This is a genomic window from Enterococcus sp. 5H, from assembly GCF_028128615.1.
Classification (GTDB): domain Bacteria; phylum Bacillota; class Bacilli; order Lactobacillales; family Enterococcaceae; genus Enterococcus_L.
In genome coordinates this window covers 147,768-168,024 of the sequence record NZ_AMDP01000019.1, presented here as the reverse complement: position 1 = coordinate 168,024, position 20,257 = coordinate 147,768, and the positions used below count along the sequence as shown (strand labels likewise).

Annotated in this window: 19 protein-coding genes; 1 reads left to right on the top strand and 18 read right to left on the bottom strand. The window is 34.4% G+C overall.

What is annotated here, in order from left to right:
* Positions 1-26: 26 nt before the first annotated feature.
* The 5 genes from C240_RS06850 to glmU form a co-directional block, all read right to left on the bottom strand.
* Complete coding sequence (locus C240_RS06850; RefSeq protein WP_271493084.1) at positions 27-806, bottom strand: WxL domain-containing protein; 780 nt, start codon at positions 804-806, stop codon at positions 27-29.
* A 282-nt stretch (positions 807-1,088) separates the two neighbouring features.
* Positions 1,089-3,920, bottom strand: coding sequence for an InlB B-repeat-containing protein (locus C240_RS06845; RefSeq protein ID WP_271493082.1), 2,832 nt, complete (start codon positions 3,918-3,920; stop codon positions 1,089-1,091).
* 472 nt (positions 3,921-4,392) lie between these two features.
* Complete coding sequence (locus C240_RS06840) at positions 4,393-5,199, bottom strand: WxL domain-containing protein (protein WP_271493079.1); 807 nt, start codon at positions 5,197-5,199, stop codon at positions 4,393-4,395.
* The gene (locus C240_RS06835) at positions 5,196-5,570 is read right to left on the bottom strand and encodes an LPXTG cell wall anchor domain-containing protein (protein ID WP_271493077.1); all 375 of its coding nucleotides are present in this window, start codon (positions 5,568-5,570) and stop codon (positions 5,196-5,198) included. The genes C240_RS06840 and C240_RS06835 overlap by 4 nt, the downstream gene beginning before the upstream one ends.
* A gap of 1,867 nt (positions 5,571-7,437) precedes the next feature.
* Positions 7,438-8,817 (bottom strand): bifunctional UDP-N-acetylglucosamine diphosphorylase/glucosamine-1-phosphate N-acetyltransferase GlmU, encoded by a 1,380-nt coding sequence (gene glmU / locus C240_RS06830; RefSeq protein ID WP_271493074.1) that lies wholly within the window; start codon positions 8,815-8,817, stop codon positions 7,438-7,440.
* A gap of 382 nt (positions 8,818-9,199) precedes the next feature.
* On the opposite strand from glmU, the gene C240_RS06825 reads away from it, so the two are divergent.
* Entirely contained in the window at positions 9,200-9,847 is a 648-nt protein-coding gene (locus C240_RS06825; RefSeq protein ID WP_271493071.1) for a FusB/FusC family EF-G-binding protein, read from the top strand.
* Between the two features lie 64 nt (positions 9,848-9,911).
* Here the strand turns inward: C240_RS06825 and C240_RS06820 are convergent, their stop codons facing one another.
* The 13 genes from C240_RS06820 to C240_RS06765 all read right to left on the bottom strand — a co-directional run bounded on the left by C240_RS06820 (position 9,912) and on the right by C240_RS06765 (position 20,142).
* The gene (locus C240_RS06820) at positions 9,912-11,057 is read right to left on the bottom strand and encodes an ArgE/DapE family deacylase (RefSeq protein WP_271493067.1); all 1,146 of its coding nucleotides are present in this window, start codon (positions 11,055-11,057) and stop codon (positions 9,912-9,914) included.
* Between the two features lie 247 nt (positions 11,058-11,304).
* On the bottom strand, positions 11,305-12,126 hold the full coding sequence (gene purR / locus C240_RS06815) for a pur operon repressor (RefSeq protein WP_271493064.1): 822 nt from the start codon (positions 12,124-12,126) through the stop codon (positions 11,305-11,307).
* A gap of 234 nt (positions 12,127-12,360) precedes the next feature.
* Positions 12,361-13,197 carry a metal ABC transporter permease gene (locus C240_RS06810; RefSeq protein WP_271494187.1) on the bottom strand — a complete coding sequence of 279 codons (837 nt, stop codon included), beginning with the start codon at positions 13,195-13,197 and terminating at the stop codon, positions 12,361-12,363.
* 176 nt (positions 13,198-13,373) lie between these two features.
* Positions 13,374-13,547: a tyrosine-type recombinase/integrase gene (locus tag C240_RS16320; RefSeq protein ID WP_333908805.1), complete on the bottom strand. Its 174-nt coding sequence runs from the start codon at positions 13,545-13,547 to the stop codon at positions 13,374-13,376.
* Positions 13,548-13,600: 53 nt separating this feature from the next.
* Positions 13,601-13,900, bottom strand: coding sequence for a hypothetical protein (locus C240_RS06805; protein WP_271493062.1), 300 nt, complete (start codon positions 13,898-13,900; stop codon positions 13,601-13,603).
* Positions 13,894-14,247 (bottom strand): hypothetical protein, encoded by a 354-nt coding sequence (locus C240_RS06800; RefSeq protein WP_271493058.1) that lies wholly within the window; start codon positions 14,245-14,247, stop codon positions 13,894-13,896. The genes C240_RS06805 and C240_RS06800 overlap by 7 nt, the downstream gene beginning before the upstream one ends.
* 10 nt (positions 14,248-14,257) lie before the next feature.
* Positions 14,258-15,499, bottom strand: a complete 1,242-nt coding sequence (locus tag C240_RS06795; protein WP_271493055.1) for a hypothetical protein — start codon at positions 15,497-15,499, stop codon at positions 14,258-14,260.
* Entirely contained in the window at positions 15,492-15,899 is a 408-nt protein-coding gene (locus tag C240_RS06790; RefSeq protein WP_271493052.1) for a DUF1310 family protein, read from the bottom strand. Before C240_RS06790 ends, C240_RS06795 begins: the two co-directional genes overlap by 8 nt.
* Before the next feature lie 72 nt (positions 15,900-15,971).
* A complete protein-coding gene (locus C240_RS06785; protein WP_271493049.1) occupies positions 15,972-16,274 on the bottom strand; it encodes a WXG100 family type VII secretion target in 303 nt (100 codons plus the stop codon).
* A 361-nt stretch (positions 16,275-16,635) separates the two neighbouring features.
* Positions 16,636-17,316 carry a metal ABC transporter ATP-binding protein gene (locus C240_RS06780; protein WP_271493046.1) on the bottom strand — a complete coding sequence of 227 codons (681 nt, stop codon included), beginning with the start codon at positions 17,314-17,316 and terminating at the stop codon, positions 16,636-16,638.
* 36 nt (positions 17,317-17,352) lie between these two features.
* Complete coding sequence (locus C240_RS06775) at positions 17,353-18,312, bottom strand: metal ABC transporter substrate-binding protein (RefSeq protein WP_271493041.1); 960 nt, start codon at positions 18,310-18,312, stop codon at positions 17,353-17,355.
* 183 nt (positions 18,313-18,495) lie between these two features.
* Positions 18,496-19,347 carry a 4-(cytidine 5'-diphospho)-2-C-methyl-D-erythritol kinase gene (gene ispE / locus C240_RS06770; protein WP_271493038.1) on the bottom strand — a complete coding sequence of 284 codons (852 nt, stop codon included), beginning with the start codon at positions 19,345-19,347 and terminating at the stop codon, positions 18,496-18,498.
* 549 nt (positions 19,348-19,896) lie between these two features.
* On the bottom strand, positions 19,897-20,142 hold the full coding sequence (locus C240_RS06765; protein ID WP_271493035.1) for a Veg family protein: 246 nt from the start codon (positions 20,140-20,142) through the stop codon (positions 19,897-19,899).
* Between the last annotated feature and the right edge of the window lie 115 nt (positions 20,143-20,257).

Below are 20,257 nucleotides of genomic sequence, written 5' to 3'. Positions count from 1 at the left end.
CACTCGTTAATTTAACTAAGTGTTTATTAGTTAACTGTAGCCATTACCCAAGTAACTTCACCAGAGTAAGTTCCTTCAAGGATCTCTCTGTCGCTGTTAACTGTTAATGCTACTGATTTGTTAGAGTTCTTTTCGATATCAGCTTCAGTTCTTTCACCAAAGTAAATTTTTGATTGGCCAATTCCGCTATCTGCGTTCTCATTGTTAATCATTACTGATTCTGCGCCTTCTGTAACTACAACACTGCTGCTTACGATTGCATCTTCTTGTAACGCAAGGTTAGATGCTTGGTTTGATAAAATACCAATATTTCTGTAAGTAAGTGTTGAACCTGATAGTGCATAATCTTCACCATCTACTGTAGCTGTCATTGGTTTTGTAATTTTAGCTGATAAAGTGTATTTGTGGTTTAAAGTTGTACGTGAATCTTTAATTAAAACGTAGTTTGAACCGTCAAAACCTTCAGCTGTATAATTTTTAGCCCAGAATGTACGTACATCGCCATCATTTACAACTGCATGTTTTTGGAAATCAAGTGGTGAAACTGCTTGAACACCAAAGATTACAGGATCAACTGTAATTGGATCTGATCCAGATTCAACATCTGTATTTTGTGAACCATTCGAGTCAGTAAAGATAGGGCTATCTGTATTTGTATCTTCGTCTGTGTTACGAGTAAATTCAATATCCATAGAGCCTTTTTTACCTTCAGGTTGTTCTTCGGCTTTTGTAACTCCTGGTAATGCAACTGCCATTCCTAAAGTTGCTAATAATACTGCTCCGCATAATTTGTGTGTTAATTTCATCTGTGTTTCCTCCTATAAATGTGTGTTTTTTATTTATGGTAGCTTGGATAATATCCAAGTTATCATTGTTAATTAAGTTTCTGACTTTTTCAGCCAGATAGTGGTACACGAACTGTATTATTTTCTATACAGCTTATTCATCGTTGCTTAGTTAACCCAGCAAATAACTGTGGGTAACCTATCGGGACTTACTATCGACACATCCTTTTAAGAACTATCATATGATTTCTCAAAAGGAATGGTCCATACGCCCGATCATTGCTTTATCAATTGTTACTCTCGTTACTTCGCATCTTCCAAAGTAATGATCATTTTTGCCTGATATTTTCCAAGGGCTTTAACTGCACCGGGTGCTAGATCAAGGAAAAAGCCATCGCCTTTAGACCAGTGTTCTTGTGTGACGTTATATTGTCCTGAAACTGTATTAGTGTGGCTAAAGATCACAGCATTTTCATCTGTCAGAGTGATTACCTCTTCTTGATTGCCATACTTAATTGAATCCGGGATAATCACATCATTATCATCTAAACTCATTAGCGGTTGCTCTAACTTTGCTTTCAAATTCCATTTCACTTTATTTGCTCGCGTATCCGAAACAACTAGTGCATCACCTTTAATTTCAGGATTAGTGAATTTTTCAGCTTTAATTGATACTTTTTGAATATCAAAGTCAAATGCACTTGGTGCAGAAAGAAGTTTTAATGTACCTGTAAACTTGTAAGTCACACTATTGCTACTAGCTCCAAGTAATAGTTCATTTGCAGGGCTTTCTGTTAGATCGTAATTTGCAGCTTTTAATCCATCAATAATTTCGTTAATGGCTGCCACTTCATCAAGTTTAACTGTACTTCCTGTATCAGCTGAATCCGAATAAGGTGCATGTAAAACATTATTTTTCTCATCAACAAAATTTACTGTATATTCTGAAATTGGTGGCAATTCAATATTGAGTTTGAGCTCCAATGTATCATTTGGTTCCGACAAATCAATGATTTCACCCTTTTCATCTAGCTCATAAAAATCCACACTCAGCATATTGTCACCATTATTGGGAACTTTTTCTAACAAAATACCCAGTTCTTCTTTTGTTAAGGGTTGATTATCTACAGTATTTTCAATTGTTTGGGTTGAAATAACTTCGTTACCCAATCGAATTTGAACTTCATACTTTGTTTTGTCAGAAACATTCCAATAAAATGGAATAAGTACTTCTTCTGTATTTCTATAAATAGATTCTGTTAACTCTTTTATTAAAGTTGAACTATTCCAAGATGTGTATAAAACTGTGTTCAACTTCCATACCGCATACAAAGTAACACTCTTCTTTTCCGAAGCAGAACTTCCATAGGTATCTCCAGGTCGATAAATTTTATCCGTACTTGTTGGAGCTTTCACCAGGCTCCAACCAACAAACCTAGAACCTTCTTTAGATAAAGTTGTTCCATTTGCTATTGTTATACTGCTAGATGTATTAAAAGTATCTTGTTTCGGTACAATTCCTTGTCCACCATTCGAGTCATAGGTTAAAACATAATCCGACTGAACGTTTATGACTACATTAACTGGCACTGTATTTCCAAATGTACCACTAACTAAATTAACAACCACTGTTTGATTTCCAGCTGTATTCAAAATAGTTGTTGGAACTGCATACGCTAAAGAGACTTGATCCCATCCGTAAACAGTATTTTTTTGATTTGCAACTAAGTTATCAATTGGAATATCACTTAATTGCGTACCTTTAGTGACTTTATAACCTGTCGTAATATCGGCAGTCAGTGGTGGTGTTAACGTTAGAGATACATCCTGATTTGGAGTAACTACACTTTTCTCTAATGCACTGGCATCGTCAAATTTCAAATCATATGAAAGTGCTGCAGAAACAGGCATCGTAAATTTCTTTTCGTTTATTGCATCTTTCATTGTCGTTTCATCATCGATAATCGCTGATTTTTGGTTGATTTTTAGCACCTTAGACTGCGTGTTCTTATTTAGTTCCTTAAGAAAATCAGTTTTCAAGGAAACAGTAATCGCTGTTTTATCACCTGATCTAGCAACACCCAATGTATATGAACTTCCATCATTTGCAATCGTATTACCATCAATCGAAAGAGTGAAGTCTTCTTTTTTAACATTCAAAAATTTTGTATTTTCTTCAACAATAGATAGTTCAAAACTGTCACCACTTGGAATATATGAATCTTTACTCTGTTTTGACAAGGTTTGTTCCATCGTTAATTCCATACTCTTTTGATCTTCCGACGGAGTAGCTGTCTTAGGAATAGCTAATGGCAAATAATCTACCGGTAACGGCGATTTTAAGCTACTCTGGAAAAAATTAATTGCTGTAGCAGAAGATACGTTACTTACACTTCCAAATTTATATCCAGTTGCATCCATATTTCCATATACAGTGAAGTAACCTTGACTATTCCCTGTAGATGAAATCAAATCAAAGGACGGCATTGATTTGATATCAAGATACGTACTTGTTTTTATGAAGCTATCGTCTGCGGCAATATAATAAGAATTCGTTTTTTGCTTGTCATATCCTTTAACATATTGACCTAATGGGTAATTAATACTGCTATTAAACGTTGGTAAATAGAACGTATTATTCTTAAATGTTTCACTAGTTTCATGGTCAACTATAGTCATTGTTAAGTAGTTAGTATAGTACTCAGAACTATTTTGGTTTGTTCTATAAAACGATATTGTACCTGTAGTACTTAAACTAATGGACCCTCCACTAGGTCCTGTATTTTTAAACACTAGATCTACATAACGCCCTTTGTAAATACCAGCTTTTGTAACTCTTGCCGTTTCATTTACAGCAAATGCAATAGATTTAGATTGATAGAGCGGTTCAGTTGCCTTTATGGACCCATTAGCAGTATAAACAGTTATCGTATTTTCAATCCCAACTAACCCTAAGTTAATTGCGTCTGGATCAATTGTACTTGCGCTCCCAGAATCTATTTGAATGACTCTTGGCGATTTTTCAAAAGAAGTCCATGAATATGCCTCAGAAATTTCAGTATTTGCACCGAAAAGGAGCCATCCCCACATGCATAAGGCAAGTATTCCTATTAAATTTTTCTGTTTTTTCATCATAATATTTCCTCCGCATGATGAATTAATCGTTTTACTTAGAATCACAAACACGGGCTAGCTGTTTATATCTATTCTAAGTTCGATCATTCGTTTCTTTTTACAACAACTTTGCCCTCAATTTCGTCAGTAAGGAAACTTTTATCCATGAGTCAATGCGAACAACCTTCCAAATTCTAACGTCTTATCTTTGTCTACGTTACAAATAAGCTAGGTCTTCATTTTTTATACAACCTCACATTCTCATTATAAAAGATAATCAATTGTTCCATCTTTTCAATTCTGTCGAGTGATTAGACAAAAAATACTGAAAAAACAAATTTTTTTTTACAATATGCTTAAAAACTTCTAAACATGACAACCGAGCACAGGATTTTTCTCAGCTTTAAAATTTTCTGTGAAATAGTTATTGTTAAAATTATTTTGTACCGTGTGTGTGTTAATTTCATTTGTATTTCCTACTAGATGAGTGTTTTTATGGCAGCTCAGATATAATCCACGTTAGCACAGTTGTGTATGTTCCCGGCTCTTTTGCAGTTTTTCCTGGGATAGATAAACGAACCGCATCATTCATATAAACAGCTTGATTATCATTGGTTGAGTCAGTAACTGGTTTATTACTTCTATCCAACCTAGGTTGTAGCGTTGACGTAAGCCCAAGCTTATTGTCTTGGGATGAGCCAAATGCAATACTCCACGTACCTCCGCCGGTTCCGTTTCCTGCTTGCGCTAAAGTATAGGTTTCACCTATATTGTTTAAGCGAACAACTTCTTTGGATATGGTAGGATATTGTCCAGATCCATTAACTGTATTAACCCACGATTGATCAAAGGAAAGAACTGCACCATTTAGCTGACTATCTTTTTTGCTCTGATTCGTAAATTGTGTTTCTTGTCTAACTTGTAAGCTCCAACCTGTGCGTGCCTCTCGATAATCAGATACTTGGATAAAATATCCACGAGGTACAATCACATCTTTAAACAGTAAGGCATCAGCAGAGTAAGCGATATCTCCATCTGCAATTTTATTACTATTAAAGTTCAAATTAGGAACAAAATCGATTCTTAAAGGTCCGGTTGTTTTTCCGTACTCTCCATTTGTTATTAACTCATTTTTGGGTGCTTCTGGATCTCTAATACCAAAATTCGGATCTACTAATCCATCAAACGTAATTCCCATCTCACCAGTTGCGTCTTCAGCATAAGCGGCAGTGGAACTAATCGTACTAAACAAACTAAAAGTAACTAGAAACAAGGCAGGAATCCAATGAATTTTTTTCATTCACTCGCGCCCCCTTCATTTGTTTCATCGTGATTTTTCCGTCTTTTAATAAAATAAAATAGACCCACGATTAATACGAGAATACCACCACTAATCAAACCATAATTGATTAGCTCTCCTGTTGAAGGTAGCTTTCCTTTAGGTTTTACATTAGAATCATCAGGTACCAACTCTTCTGAGCTTGGCTTTGATGAACTGGGTGTTGTTTGTTCTTCACTACTTTCTAGTTCTTCATCAAACAAAGTAATGGCTCCTTTGGTTGGAACTTCCGCTCCATCTTGTGCCACACTAGTTCTCGGATTGCTCACAACAAAGGTGAACAATAGTAGAAAAAAGAACATGATTTTTAATTTATTTCCATATATTTTCATCATTTTCCTCCATCAACCTACTTTACATTTTCTAAAGGAATTGTCCGTTTTTGCTAACTCTGAAGAAAATAGGTTGTATCCCGTTACTGTTGCCAGTACAAGAAACGTAGTATTTTGTACCAAAACTAAAGCTTTTGGAGTGAACCTCGCCCTTTTTCGTTTTCCACGAACTTTAAAACTCTTTTTCCCATAATATTTCAGAAGCGCATTAAGGGTTTCATATACTTTTTTGCTTATCCTACTTGTATCAAAAGCCCTTGTCTGAAAACAACACTAGATATTAAAAACATACCTAACAAAGAAATCCCAGTAAATATCCACAGCTTTTTCTTTTTTTACTATTCATTTATTTCTCCTTTCTTTGTGTTCAATAGAAATAATCTTTCGCTACTTTTGGCAGCCCTCCCTTCAAATACTGGGTTTATTCCTATTAATGATACAAAAATATGAACGGATGATTTCGATCAGTTAAATGAACAATTGAACCACCTGATCTTTAGAAGTCTCCAATTCTAGTTCTGTCTTTTAGTATTTCTCATATTAAACTTTAAGTTTTTTGTTAATATGGAAAAAAGATAGTTTTCCGTAATGCACTTTTTTTGCTTAGACATTGAATTAGTTATTTTTCTTATATGTAAGTTAATTGAATCGATACTACTCACTCAAAGTCTCATCAACTAAATAAAAAGATCCGTTACTCAGAAACATATAATAGATAGAAAAAAATTTCATATTAAAAAAATATTTCTCTTCTATCCATAAATTGACTATCGCTAGTAAATTTTCTGTGTAAAAAATTTCAATCGCAGCGAATCTCATTAAATGACTTTATGAAAAATGCGCAATTCATTTTTAGACTTTTTGTTGATTAAGTGTATTACCGTTTTCCCATAATAGTATATTAAAAACATAAAGTCCATACGGATAAAGCGCTTCATTTTTTTAAAAATCCAATATAAAATATAACTTTTTAGAAAAATAAATATATTTACGTTATAAATTTTAAATTTAATCGTTTGATTATACAGTTGAAAACTTTTTAATTTGAAATAACGATCGATAAAAAAAGATGTGTCTCTTAAATCAAAAATTTATATAATAATTTCACAATGAATCACAATTTTGTTATTTTATTTGGTTATAACATGCTAAAACAATAGAAACTAATTGTGAATATAGTAACTTTATAACTTAAAATAAATACTAATCACATAATGTTTATTCTTAAAAACACGACTCATTAGTCAAAAAATGTACGACTAAAATCTTAATATTTATCTGCTTTAATATAATTTTATAAACTTCTTTCTATAGTGCTAGAGAAACTTTTAATCATACATTATAGGTTTTATTTACAACACTTTTGCTAAAAACATACGAAATAAAAATATTTACTTTAAATTATATTTTATTTAAAGTAATAAAAAAATGTAGAGATTGTCTAAAATACAGAAAATAATAATTATTCGTGAAAAAAAAACTAAAAATTGACTTCTTCTTTGGAATTTTCCCAAAAAATAACCGATTATTTTTTCTGGTTTTTCAAAAATCTATTTAATTATTCAAAAAAAAGAAGTGAGTGGGACAAAACTAAAAATCAGTTTTGTTTCACTCACTAGACCCGAATAAACGGCGAGAAAAAAGCAGCTACTCCACTTCGTTCCGATCACATCAATTTCTAAGAGCTAAAGCTCTAAGAATTGAAGGCTTCGGAAATAAGCTGAAATTCACAAAAATTTGAAGAGCAATTTTCGTGAATTCCTTCTTATTGCTGTAAAACACAACGAGAACCGAGTTGATGTTGCACAGTACCTACCCGGTTCTCGGAGCTAAACGCTTTTGTCTCAGCCTCTTCTTTTTTGCTTATTTATTTATCATTCATGTAAGGCATATTTTTTCCATAGCCTTCTTTATTAACTTGCCTAGCTCGAGCGATTGCCAAGTCATATTCTGCTACATCATCTGTAATCGTTGATCCAGCTGCGATTACTGAATTAGCAGCAACTTTTACAGGCGCAATTAAGCTTGTTGAAGATCCAATAAAAGCGTGGTCGCCTACAGTTGTTCGGTGTTTGTTTTTACCATCATAATTTACAAAGACAACACCGCATCCAACGTTAATTTCTTTTCCTAAGTCTGCATCACCAACATATGTTAAATGACCAACTTTTGTATCTTCAGCAATCGTTGCATTTTTGATCTCTACAAAATTCCCAACATGAACACGCTCGCCAATTTCAGCATTTGGACGAATATGTGCAAACGGACCGATATCTGCATCTTTTCGGACAATACTTTGTTCAACAACGGATTGAGTGATTCTAACATTATCTTCTATTATACTATCCACTATTTCAGAATGAGCACCGACGAAACAATCTTCACCAATAACCGTTTTTCCTTTGATATGAACGCCAGCTTCAAGTACTGTATCTGAACCAATAACAACACCTTCGTTAATATAAGTTGTTTCAGGATCGACAAATGTCACACCATTAGTCATATGCATCTTATTTAAACGGCGATGCATGATTTTATTTGCTTCGGCTAAGGCTACACGATCATTGATGCCCATTGCTTCTTCAAAATCAGCCATTTGGTATGCTGCAACTGTTTTACCTTCTTTTTTCAGGATTTCGATAATATCTGTTAAATAGTATTCTCCCTGTGCATTATTCGTATTAATTTTAGCTAATGCCTTAAATAATTCTTCGTTATCGAAACAAAATGTCCCTGTATTGATTTCCTGCACGCGTGCTTCTTGATCGGATGCGTCTTTTTGTTCAACGATTTTCTCAACAATACCTACATGATCGCGAATAATCCGGCCATATCCCGTAGGATCTTCTGCATGAGCAGTTAAAATAGTTGCACTGGCATTTTTCCCTTGATGGTAGTCAAAAAGATTCGCTAAGGTTTCTGCAGTTAAAAGTGGCGTATCACCAGTGATGACAAGTGTTGTTCCTTTTTTTCCTTCTAATTGGGTTTTAGCTTGTAAAACTGCATGCCCTGTTCCTAATTGTTCTTCTTGTAAGGCATACTGGCTGCGTTCACCTAAATGATTTTTGATCGCTTCGGCTCCATGACCGACAATTGTGACAACTTCACTTGAATTTGTTTTTTCCACTTGATCCATAATATGCTCCACCATTGGTTTTCCAGCAACAGGATGAAGAACCTTGTATAGTTTCGACTTCATACGTGTTCCTTTACCTGCAGCGAGGATAATGACATATCTATTTTCCAATTGCTCCACTCCTAATTAATTGTTTTATTTTCAATGAGTCATTTCTAGTTAAATTAAAGCCATGTTTTAGTTTAGCTTACTCTTTCTGCTTTTTCAACTGAACCAATTCGTTTTTTTCTATACCAATTTATAATTTCGAGTGTTTGCGTTATAATGAAGGAAAATTTATATTAATATAGTAGAAAAAATAATTGACAGGTAAAAATACAAGAGTTTTTAGATCATGAATTAATTGAAGGGGGTGATAATATGATACTATTTCAAACTTGCGTATCTCAATCAAAAGCCCAGTCAGGTTTGACCATCTAATGTGCTTTGGTTGTTTAAGGATCTCCTTAGCGCAAAGCACTTTATCATTCGACTGATAGAGAGGAAATCCACTATGAATAAAAAAATACAACCTTATCAATTTAATTTTATAAGAAAACAAGGACATATCTTGTTACAAGCTCATCTATCGGTAAACGATAAACAGACAATCAAAACGTTACAGGCGATTGTTTTGGAAAAAATTAACAATCAGTTTGTGGAAAATAATGCTGAAATTCAGCCATTACTGGATGGTTTCTTAGAAGCAGCCACATCTAAGCCACGGCTTGAGCAATTTTTAGAGGTATTGAAAGAAGAGGTAATTCCATTTGATCCGCCTTCAAAACAACAATTGACAAAACTGTTCAAGAAAACGAAAAAGCTGAAAATTCCTGATTGGGACACGATGGATTTAAGAGACTATACTTTTTATAGCTGGAACGATAGTGGCAAACAGCAAAAATTTATCATCGCTTCTATTGATGGACAGCTAGTTGGGGTTCAAGGGACGATTTCTCCAACAACGCAAAAAGGCATTTGTCCGCTTTGTCATGAAACATCAGAAGTTTCTTTATTTATGTCAAAGGTTAAAGAATCAGGGGATGGACTGTATACTAAACGTGGGAATTATATTTGTTACGATAGTGACAAATGTAACCACAATATTGAACGTACCGATGAACTGAACGATTTTATTCAGAATGTAAAATATACGAAGTAGGATATAAGTAAAGGGTTGGACAATTCAATATGTCCAACCCTTTTTATTTAGATTTTATCAATCCTCAAGCCAAATAAGTTGTCGCCATTTCTTTATAAATATCGATCATTTCTAAATAGTTGTCGATATCAATATACTCATCCACTTGATGAGGAGTCATATTACCTGGTCCAAAAATAATTACTGGAAATTCTTTTTTTCCTTTCGTGAACTCAGCTGCATCTGTTGTACCAGAAATACCAACCATTGGAATCTCCTTGTTCACTTGTTTTTTCGCTACTTGTTGAGCAATTTTTGCAATGTCAGAATCTTTTTCACTCTTAACGGAAATTTTATTTGCTTCTATGCTTAGCGTTAATTTATAAGATTCTTTTTGATTTAATTCATCGATTAATTCGTTCATTTTTTTGATTACTAGGTCATTATCATAATCGGGGATAGTCCGAATATTTCCTTCTAAACTAGCTTCGCTAGGAATACTGTTAATTTGTTCCCCACCTGAAATCATCGTTACATTATAAATAAACTCACCTAAAACTTCATCCGTATGTGTTTCACTGCGGAATAACTGGTTGGCTCTTGTATAAAAATCGTTTAGATGATCGATTGCGTTTACTCCTAGCTCCGGCATAGAACTGTGCGCATTTTTACCAACAGAATCTACTTTAAAATTGATAGAACCTTTGTGAGCATAGACAATTCCTGCATAGCCAGTAGGTTCACCTATCACCATTGCAGTCACATCATCCACGTAGCCTTCTTTGGTTAACTGCTCTGAACCTAGTTCACCAATCTCTTCGCCAACTGTTGCTAATAAACGAATACGACCATTTAAGTCAGCATTTTGTTCTTTCAGCTCAATCATCGCAATAACCATCGCAGCTAAACCACTCTTCATATCACATGTGCCGCGTCCATACATTTTACCGTCACGAATTTCTGGTTTAAACGGATCTGATGTCCAATCAGCTTCATTCCCTGCCGATACCACATCCATATGTCCAGAAAAAGCCAGCACTTTTTCACTGCTTGGTGTTCCGATTTCAACAATCAGACTATCACGATCTTTGTCATATTCTAATAAGCTAGAATCAATTCCATATTTTTTGAACACTTTGCTTAAATACACAGCTACTTCTTTCTCGTTGCCATTCACTGATTTGATCGCTACAATGTCATTTAAAATTTGTACTTTTTCTTGTTTTTCCATCACAATGCCTTCTTTCATTTATTCCATTTAAACTTTTACCTTGTTCTCTATAAAAGATTAAATGTGTTTCCTTTTAAACTAACTATACACCCAAATAAGGTTTTCGTTAACCAAAAAATTCTTTTTTCTTCAACTTTTCTTACATATTTTAAATGTGTATAGTTCACTATCAAAAAAAGAGTACGGCTGCTTAGCCATACTCACGAACTATTTTAAATTATCCTGTAGGTCAAAGATTTAAACCTGATTATTCTTCCTCAAAATAATTTCCAGGTACCACGTTAATTGTTTTGGTTTGCGTGTCCACGTCTTTTACATAAAGCAATGACGTATAGTCTTCAATCGCACGTTGCCCATTAAATTTAGATTCAGCAAAAACCGTAATCCCGACAAGTTCTGCTTCGAATTCTTCGATCAGACTCTTCATCCCGTTAACTGTGCCGCCGCCTTTCATAAAGTCATCCACTACTAAAACTCTTGAACCACGTTTTAGACTGCGTTTTGATAACTCCATTTTTTCGATTCGCTCAGATGAACCCGAAACATAGTTTACACTTACAGTTGACCCTTCAGTGATTTTTGAGTCGCGACGAACAATAACGAAAGGAACATTCAAGTAGTACGAAACAGCTTGAGCAATCGGTACACCTTTAGTTGCCACAGTCATAACTGCATCAATCTGCTCCCCAAGATATTTAGAAGCAATGATACGACCAACTTGACGTAATAAATCCGGCTGCCCCAATAAATCAGAAAGGTAAACATAACCTCCTGGCAACAAGCGGTCTTGTTCTGACAAACGTTCACAAAGTTCTAAGATCAACTCTTTTGATTCCTCAAATGGCATTTCCGGGATAAATCTGACCCCACCAGCAGCGCCAGGAATTGTTTCAAGAATTCCTGTACCTCTTTGTTTAAATGTTTTCTTAACAATTGCTAAATCTTCACTTATTGATGACTTAGCTGATTTATAGCGTTGCGCAAAATGGGTTAATGAAACCAATGTATGCGGATGATCTAATAAATATTGCGTCATATCAATCAATCGTTCGCTTCTCCGAATCTTCAAATTCGTCACTCCTCTTCTTTTAATTATTTACTATTTTATTGTTAAGCCAATGAATACGTCCAGAAACTGTATTTCGTTTTACTTATCGTTCCCTATTATAAGGTGTTTGACAAAAAAATTCGAGCATTTTTTGAAAAAAATGAAAAATAGTTCGCAAATTAAGAAACAAAAAAGAAGCTAGGAGAAAAAACTTTCGTTTTTCCTCTTAGCTCCATCTTTAAAATACCTGATAATTTAGCTATTTCTTGCGCTTATTTTCTTATTTCTCTGAATGGTCATAATCAACTTACGGAAGATACTGACTAAGATAAATAAACCAATAAAGATTAATGTGATACTAGCACTTGGCGGTGTTTCTAAATAATAAGAACCTGTCAATCCAGTTAACATCCCAATTAATCCCATAATCACGCTAATAATAATCACCGTGTTAAATCCTTTACCTATCCGCATGCCAATCGCAGCCGGCAATACCATAATCGCTGAAATTAACAATGCTCCAGCTATTGGAATCATCACTGCAATTGCTACACCTGTAATAACATTAAACATCATAGACATCCAATGAATCGGTAATCCGTCCACATGTGCTGTATCTTCATCAAAAGTTAAAACATACATCGGACGTTTAAATAAACAAAATAAAACGACTAAAATGACGAACAAAACCGCTAAAATAATGACTTGCTGCCATGTAATCGTGACGATTGATCCAAATAAATACGATTGAATACTCGCCGCTGAATTTCCTCCGCTTAAGTTCATTAAAACTAAAGCTAAAGCCAATCCCCCAGACATTAAAATGGCAATCGAGATTTCTGAATAAGTACTATAAATCATCCGTAGATATTCCAAAATAATTGCTGCAATAATGACCACGACTAACGTCATAATATCTGGATTCCAATTTAAGAAAAAGCCCAGTGCGACACCAGCTAATGAAACGTGTGACAATGTATCCGCCATTAGTGATTGTCTTCTAATGACTAAAAACACGCCCAGCATCGGTGCGATTACTGAAATAAATGTTGCTGCTAAAAACGCTTTTCTCATGAACTCGTATGAAAGCATCTCCAAAACCGTTCAACTCCCTATTACACAAGGCTTTTCAAGCCTCTTATTTTTTTGAGAACAATAGATCACAGTTTATCTCTTTACGATTAAGCAACGCAAATCGTAAACGTTACACTTATTACGCAAGATATACTTTAGCAGAATAAAAAATGCTAGTCAAGGATAAATTATTACTAATTTATTTGATCTACTTTTTTCACAAGATCTAAATCTTGTTTTGGGTATAAATGAGAATATGTTCCTAACGTCATTTCTATATTTGCGTGCCCTAACCTCTCTTGTATCATTTTTGGATTTTCTCCCAAATGAACAAGCATACTTGTATGCGAATGTCTTAAATCATGAATGCTAATAAAAAAGTCTAGATTTTTAATTCCAGACTTTTTTTGGGGAAGTTAGTTTATAATTTATCCAAGCTTTTAATTCCTGTATCAACTGCGTTTTTCGCCTGTTCTATCCACTCACCTTTAGCAGAAGAAGAGAAACTACTTTTATACGCATTGCTAATACTTTTTAGAGTTTCTATTTTTTGTTTTTTATGCTCTTTAGTCAACTTCTTCCTATTTTCTGAAGTCGCATGACTTTGGCTCGCTACCCATAGACGAATTAATTGTTTTTCTGCGGTTTTCCGTAAATTTAACAGTTCTTCTTTTGCGCCCTCAACAAGTCCTTTAGCACCATCTACTAAGCTATCTAACATGTGTTTTTCTCCTCGTCTGCTTGTTCCTCATCGTATAACCGTATTTGCGCAGTATAAGCAAGCTGATTTTCTTCTACCTGTTCATCTAGCATAAATTTTGCTCTCTTGATTATTTGTTGTGCATCATCTTGCATTTCTTCTAAAATATGATACATTGATTGACGATCTTGTTCAGGATTTTCATAATTTTGTGAAGTATATTGTATTTTATCTCCCAAACTATCCAAGTATCGTTGAAATCCTCTCTGTTCATCGTTCAACTCATCTAAATGATTCTCCAACTGTCGTTGATTTGATCGGTATGTATCTTCGGCATGTTCTCGTTTTTTCTGCAATTCTTGATTCATGACAAACTCCTTAAAATAAGTAACTAGCTAATTCTTTATCTACCGAAACTTGTTTTTCTATTGCACCTTCAATATTTTTCAATAATGTTTTAAGGTCACTTTCTGACGACTGTAACACGGATAGTGATTTTTCATACTCATTAACGGGTTCTGATACAATCGACGCTTCGGTTACATTTCCAGCAGCCAATGCTTCTAACTCTTCAGAATATGTTAAATGTTCACCAAAAGTTTCCGCATCGGAACAACTTGTTTTCCATAATTCGTTTGCATTATCAATTTCTGTTTGAAACCATTTTTTTAGCTCATTCATTTCACTTTGTACTGTTTGTTGAAAGCCTGTCGTAATAGCTTTAGCCTCCATCGCGTTTAAAAAAATCTCTTGCACTCCAGACAACGAACCGCCCCCACTTTTCATCATGATCTTTTTCAAATTCGAAAGACCTGCAATACGTTGTTTCGTTTCAAATTTTATTGCATCTTTATTGCCTTTGGTATCAAGAAGCACATTGCCAAAATTGTCATATTCATATCCACCCCACATATGTTGATCTATTAAACTTACCTTTTTGGATTTCACTGGAATGACTTGTCCTACAGCAAGTTTCCCTTTGCCATAACCAATTGGAACTAAGTCTTTATCGTCTACATAATTATACAACAAGCCCAATGCTGTTAATTGATCTGCAATAGATTGTTGACCTGAATTCAAGGTAGAGTATACATTGGGACCTTGATAAAAATAGCCTCCTGATATACGACCAATATCATCTTTTGATATATCTGCTAACGCATATTGTGCATTCATTGAACCTAACGAATGACCGTAAACAGATATTTGTGCATTAGGATATAATCCCATTGCTTCTTTTAATGTACTTGCTGAGGATTTAAGTTGTGGTGACTGACCTTGATTTGGTGTTAAAATTTTATGCGCCATGTCAACATCATTTACCCACCAATCGCGGTAAACGTCTACTGGCTGTTCTAATGTTTTATCTATGCCTGTAGAACCACGGTACAAGACGGTTACTTCTTTGACTTTTTCACGTTCGGATAAAGGAGCTGTAGGTGAAACATATTTATCTGTGACAACAAAAGATTGTTCTCCTGTTGCTTTGTCATTTACTTGTGAAACATATCCTATTGTTTTGTCTTTACTTTGAGTTCTTAACTCTTGCTCTATAGTCAAATCACTGTATTCTAATTCAGCAATCTCTTTCCTCTCCTTATCATTATAATAATTAGTCATTCTTTTCCCTCTCTTTCAAGAGTTCACTAAGCTTTGGAGAAAGAGCACTAGCACCACCTTCAATAGGTGACTCACCATATTTATTTAGAGAATCTTTAATATATAACTCTTCATCTCCATTTATATAAACGGTAAACATAATTCCACCCATAGGATTATGTTTCACACTCTTATAATCGGTTTTATACGTTTGAATAATCCCATCAGGAGTCAAAGCGTTAGGATCTAAATTTTTTAATCCTTCTTCAAACACTTTTTTTGCTTCGTCGCTTTTAACAACTTCTAACATACGCGTATCCAACTCTTTTTGATCCATTCGGATTTTCCCTCCTATACCCATCGCAATTACTAAAAAAACAATTACTAAAAAAAGTAGAATCCACCATTTTTTCTTTTTCATTGCAATCCTCCGTATTATTTTGTACTAGACTAAAAAAACTAGGTTTAAAATACTCCCTAGTTTTTTAAATTTTTATAATCCGCGACCGATTGCTGAAGAAATATTTTGATCTGTTTCTTCCATAATCTCAGCAACTTGATTCAATTGCTTGTTAATTTGATCCAACAGTTCTGCAAACTCCGAAACTTTCGGCTTGAGTGCTGAAAATTGATCGTTGAAGCTATCAAATCCAGAACCTTCCCAGTTCCCTTGAATTGTATCTTGCTCTGTTTGTAATTTTTGTAAAATATCATTAACTTGATTTGAACCATCTGTATATTTTGTTGCTGAGGTACGTAACTCCTGTGATGATAATTTAATACGATCTCCTGACATTTTTCTCTCTCCTCCATTATATAATTAGTTGTACTTTTATTTTAACACAATGTGAGTTTTATTTTTATCAATATATTATTCATTTCATTAACAACTTGATAATTTAATTTCTTTATGTAATATAAACTTCTATTTCCTCCCTCAAACAGCCATCACTTTGAAAATCGATTCAAAAAAGTTATAGATATTAACATTAGAGCTAACATATTTTCGTTCTCTATTTATTTACTTAAATTTGTACTACAAAAAACCTACTGGGAACATTTGTGAGAACAGTAGGTCTTTTTTTTTAATTCATTTATACAAAATAAGATTGATAGAAACGCTTATATTACAGTGTTTTTGCTTTAATTATTGCTAATTATGAACTCATATGAAAGCATCTCCATTGTGAGTCCTCCTTCCGAACTAAACGAATTTGTCGATCTGCATAAGATTTAATATCTTCATGGTCATGGGTAATCATCAAAATCGCTTTGCCATGGACATGAGCATTATGCTTCAAAAGACGGTAAAATTCATTTCTGGATGTTTCATCCATTCCTGTTGTTGGCTCATCCAAAATAAATAAATCTGGATCTGTTGCAAAAATTCGCGCCAGACTAATCCGCTGTTTTTGCCCGCCTGAAAGTTCACCGATTCGTTTATGCCGCATTTCCCACATTCCTACAGCTTTTAAAGCTTTTTCTACGTGCTGATGGTCTCGTTTTGTTAAGGGTTTGAACCAGCGATTGCGGGGAAATCGTCCAGAACGAACTAATTCGATTACTGTACTTGGGAAACCAGCATTAAATGAAGCTACCTGTTGAGGAATGTAGCCAATACTAAGTTTTTCTCCATTGCTATTTTCTTTGGCAATTGTAATGGTTCCTTTAGTTGGCTTCAATAAACCAAGTGTGCTTTTGATTAGAGTCGATTTTGCTGCACCATTTTCACCTGTCAAAATTACAAATTCTCCAGGATCAACATGATAAGAAACATCTTCTAAAACTGGCTCATCATCGTAATAAAATGTAAGATCTTTAACGTCCAGATAATGCATCGCTTTTGCTCCTTCTTAATAAATAGCTGTTAATTTTTACTTAATACTTTTCTTTAATGCTTCCAGATTTTCTTTCATCACAGAAATATAATTTTCGCCAGCTTCTTGCTCTTTTTTAGTCAAACTTTCTAACGGATTTAATACTGCTAGTTCGACACCCGTTTCCTTCGCCAATGTTTTGGCAACTTTGGAAGAGGCTGATGTTTCAAAGTAAATCACAGATACATTATTATCTTCAATATATTTTTTCAATTCAGCCAAACGACTTGGTGAAGGCTCTTGGTCTGGAGAAATTCCTGCGATTGATTCTTGTGTTAAACCGTATTGTTTAGCTAAATAACCAAATGCCGCATGTTGTGTCACAAATGTTTTATTTTCTGCATTCGCAAAAGCTTCTTTAAATTCTGTATTTAACTCCGCTAATTTTTCTAAATACGCAGCACTATTTTTTTCAAAAACTTCTTTTTGTTCCGGGTATTTTTTAACTAATGCATCGCGGATCGCTTCAACTTCTTTTTGTGCTAAAACAGGATCTAACCATACATGAGGATCTAGTTCGTGATCATGATCATGACCGTCGTGGTCGTCCTCTTCATCATCATCATGCTCTGCTCCCGCCATTAAATCAATTGATCCTGCTGCCTCAACAACTGTAACTTTGTTTTCATCAACATTCTCCAAGACATCTTTAACCCATGTCTCTAGCTCCCCACTATTATAAACAAAGACATCTGCATCTGTGATTTTAGCAATATCTTTAGCACTCGGCTCATAATCATGAGGTTCAGTTCCAGCTGGAATCAGCAATTCAACATCGCCAGCATCACCAACCACATTTTTAGCAAAATCATACATTGGGTAAAAGGTAGTTACGACTTTTATTGTATCATCTTTTCCGCTTTTTTCCGTTTCTTTCGTCTGTCCACAAGCAGTTAGGGTAAAGACCGCAAGCATTAGCAACATGCCGACAATATATTTCCAGCTATTTTTTCTCATTTTCAATTCCTCATTTCGATTTATCTTATTTAAATCGTAACGTCTACGATTTACTCGCAAGAACTAATTTAACAGAAGCTTGGAGTCTCGTCAAGAGAAAAAATTAAAGACGAAATATTTCTGTTTCTTCTATAGTAAAAAGACGAAGAGATCAGCTATGCAATCACTCTTCATCTGCTTCATTTATTTCAATGTCCGTACTACATAAACTTCGTCACAAAAACCTTTTAAACCATTATAAATTCTTTGCGCACGAGTTTTCTTTTCGCATAAAGCAAATACGGTTGGACCGCTGCCGCTCATTAAAGCTGCATCAGCTCCATATTTGGTCATACGATCCTTGATTTGTTGAATAATGGGATGACGTTTAATTGTTACACCTTCTAAGGCATTACCAACTTTTTCAGTCATCAGCTTATAATCATTTGCTTCAACAGCTTGCTTCAATCCGGCAATATCAGGGTGCTCAATGCTATTAAATGATAAGCTACCAAAAATAGTACTCGTTGAAACACTCATCCTAGGCTTAACTAAAACAACCCAACATTGGGGCATTGGTGGTAAAAACTCAATCTTTTCACCGCGACCAGTCACAAATGCTGTCCCCCCATGAACACAGTAAGGAACATCTGATCCAACTTTGCTGCCCAATTCTACAAGCTCTTCTAAGGATAAACCTAAGTTCCATAATCTATTTAATCCGCGCAATGCAGCGGCACAGTCGCTACTACCGCCGGCTAATCCTGCTGCAACTGGGATTCTTTTTTCTATCTTAATTTTGACACCTTGGGTCAGACCAAACGTATCTTTTAGCAATTCTGCCGCTTGATAGACATGATTTCTTCTATCTACTGGTAAAAAAGAACTGTCCGTTTCGATCACTATTTCATTTTTTGACAACGGTTCAAAAGTTAATCTATCTGCTAAATCTACACTAGCCATAATCATTTCCAACTCATGAAATCCGTCTTGTCTTTTATAGAGAGCATCCAACCCCAAATTAATTTTTGCGGGTGCTTTTTCTATGATTTCCATTTTATTCACCTATCTAACTCTACAACTCTAAACAACTTCACAATCTTTTAAATTCTAACATATGTTTTTAGAGAAGTATAGATTTGTTCAAAAGTAATTAATCTAGCCCATCATACTTAAATTCATAAATCTAGAATCTATTCAACAATTTCTCTATCTGAATTAAACAAACTTTCCTTTATAGCAGGATTTTTTTTGCATAAAGTGAGTAGATAAAACAAACTCGAAAATCCATATAACGACCACGCGTACCAATTTTCAGATGAATTGCTAAATCCTTGCAATCGATAGATTGAAAATAAATCAGACAACAGCTCTTTTATAAAATATATCATTAATGCGATAATTAAAAAATTCATCTGTTTACCCCTACTTGCATATTTGAAGATATATTTATTTTACTAAAAAAAAGGATTGATGAAAACAGTTGACTAACCTATTTGAGCACAAAAAAATAGAGTGGAATATTCCACTCTATAAAAAGATTAATTTTTGGCTACAACAAAAAAGCATTCTGCTTTTTTTGAAATTATGAACTTTGCTACTTCTTTAGACTGCTTCGCCGACAAACTCAATTTCAACAGTGCGTGTTAATACATCAGAATAACTATAAGACACACGTTCAAATGAATTCTCATCCGGATCTAAATCTACAACGAAAACAGATGGATATGTTTCTGTCAGAATACCTTTACGTTCAGTTTGACGCTTTCTGCCGGTTTGAGCAACTAATGTTATTTTGCTGCCGATACGACATTCTAGATCTTTCTTTATTGACGCTAAAGTTGTTGGCATTGCATTCACCTCACACTACATCATAACATACAACAATAAAGATTACAAGTTTACCATAGCAGAAAATGAAATGCAACTATTTATAATTTATAATAGAATAATTATTTAATGTGAA

Excerpts from the sequence above, each read along its gene's own strand:
- C240_RS06850 (WP_271493084.1), bottom strand. The coding sequence starts at position 806 with ATGAAATTAACACACAAATTATGCGGAGCAGTATTATTAGCAACTTTA.
- C240_RS06845 (WP_271493082.1), bottom strand. The coding sequence starts at position 3,920 with ATGATGAAAAAACAGAAAAATTTAATAGGAATACTTGCCTTATGCATG.
- C240_RS06840 (WP_271493079.1), bottom strand. The coding sequence starts at position 5,199 with ATGAAAAAAATTCATTGGATTCCTGCCTTGTTTCTAGTTACTTTTAGT.
- C240_RS06835 (WP_271493077.1), bottom strand. The coding sequence starts at position 5,570 with ATGAAAATATATGGAAATAAATTAAAAATCATGTTCTTTTTTCTACTA.
- C240_RS06825 (WP_271493071.1), top strand. The coding sequence starts at position 9,200 with ATGAATAAAAAAATACAACCTTATCAATTTAATTTTATAAGAAAACAA.
- C240_RS06820 (WP_271493067.1), bottom strand. The coding sequence starts at position 11,057 with ATGGAAAAACAAGAAAAAGTACAAATTTTAAATGACATTGTAGCGATC.
- C240_RS06810 (WP_271494187.1), bottom strand. The coding sequence starts at position 13,197 with ATGCTTTCATACGAGTTCATGAGAAAAGCGTTTTTAGCAGCAACATTT.
- C240_RS06805 (WP_271493062.1), bottom strand. The coding sequence starts at position 13,900 with ATGTTAGATAGCTTAGTAGATGGTGCTAAAGGACTTGTTGAGGGCGCA.
- C240_RS06800 (WP_271493058.1), bottom strand. The coding sequence starts at position 14,247 with ATGAATCAAGAATTGCAGAAAAAACGAGAACATGCCGAAGATACATAC.
- C240_RS06795 (WP_271493055.1), bottom strand. The coding sequence starts at position 15,499 with ATGACTAATTATTATAATGATAAGGAGAGGAAAGAGATTGCTGAATTA.
- C240_RS06790 (WP_271493052.1), bottom strand. The coding sequence starts at position 15,899 with ATGAAAAAGAAAAAATGGTGGATTCTACTTTTTTTAGTAATTGTTTTT.
- C240_RS06785 (WP_271493049.1), bottom strand. The coding sequence starts at position 16,274 with ATGTCAGGAGATCGTATTAAATTATCATCACAGGAGTTACGTACCTCA.
- C240_RS06780 (WP_271493046.1), bottom strand. The coding sequence starts at position 17,316 with ATGCATTATCTGGACGTTAAAGATCTTACATTTTATTACGATGATGAG.
- C240_RS06775 (WP_271493041.1), bottom strand. The coding sequence starts at position 18,312 with ATGAGAAAAAATAGCTGGAAATATATTGTCGGCATGTTGCTAATGCTT.
- ispE (WP_271493038.1), bottom strand. The coding sequence starts at position 19,347 with ATGGAAATCATAGAAAAAGCACCCGCAAAAATTAATTTGGGGTTGGAT.
- C240_RS06765 (WP_271493035.1), bottom strand. The coding sequence starts at position 20,142 with ATGCCAACAACTTTAGCGTCAATAAAGAAAGATCTAGAATGTCGTATC.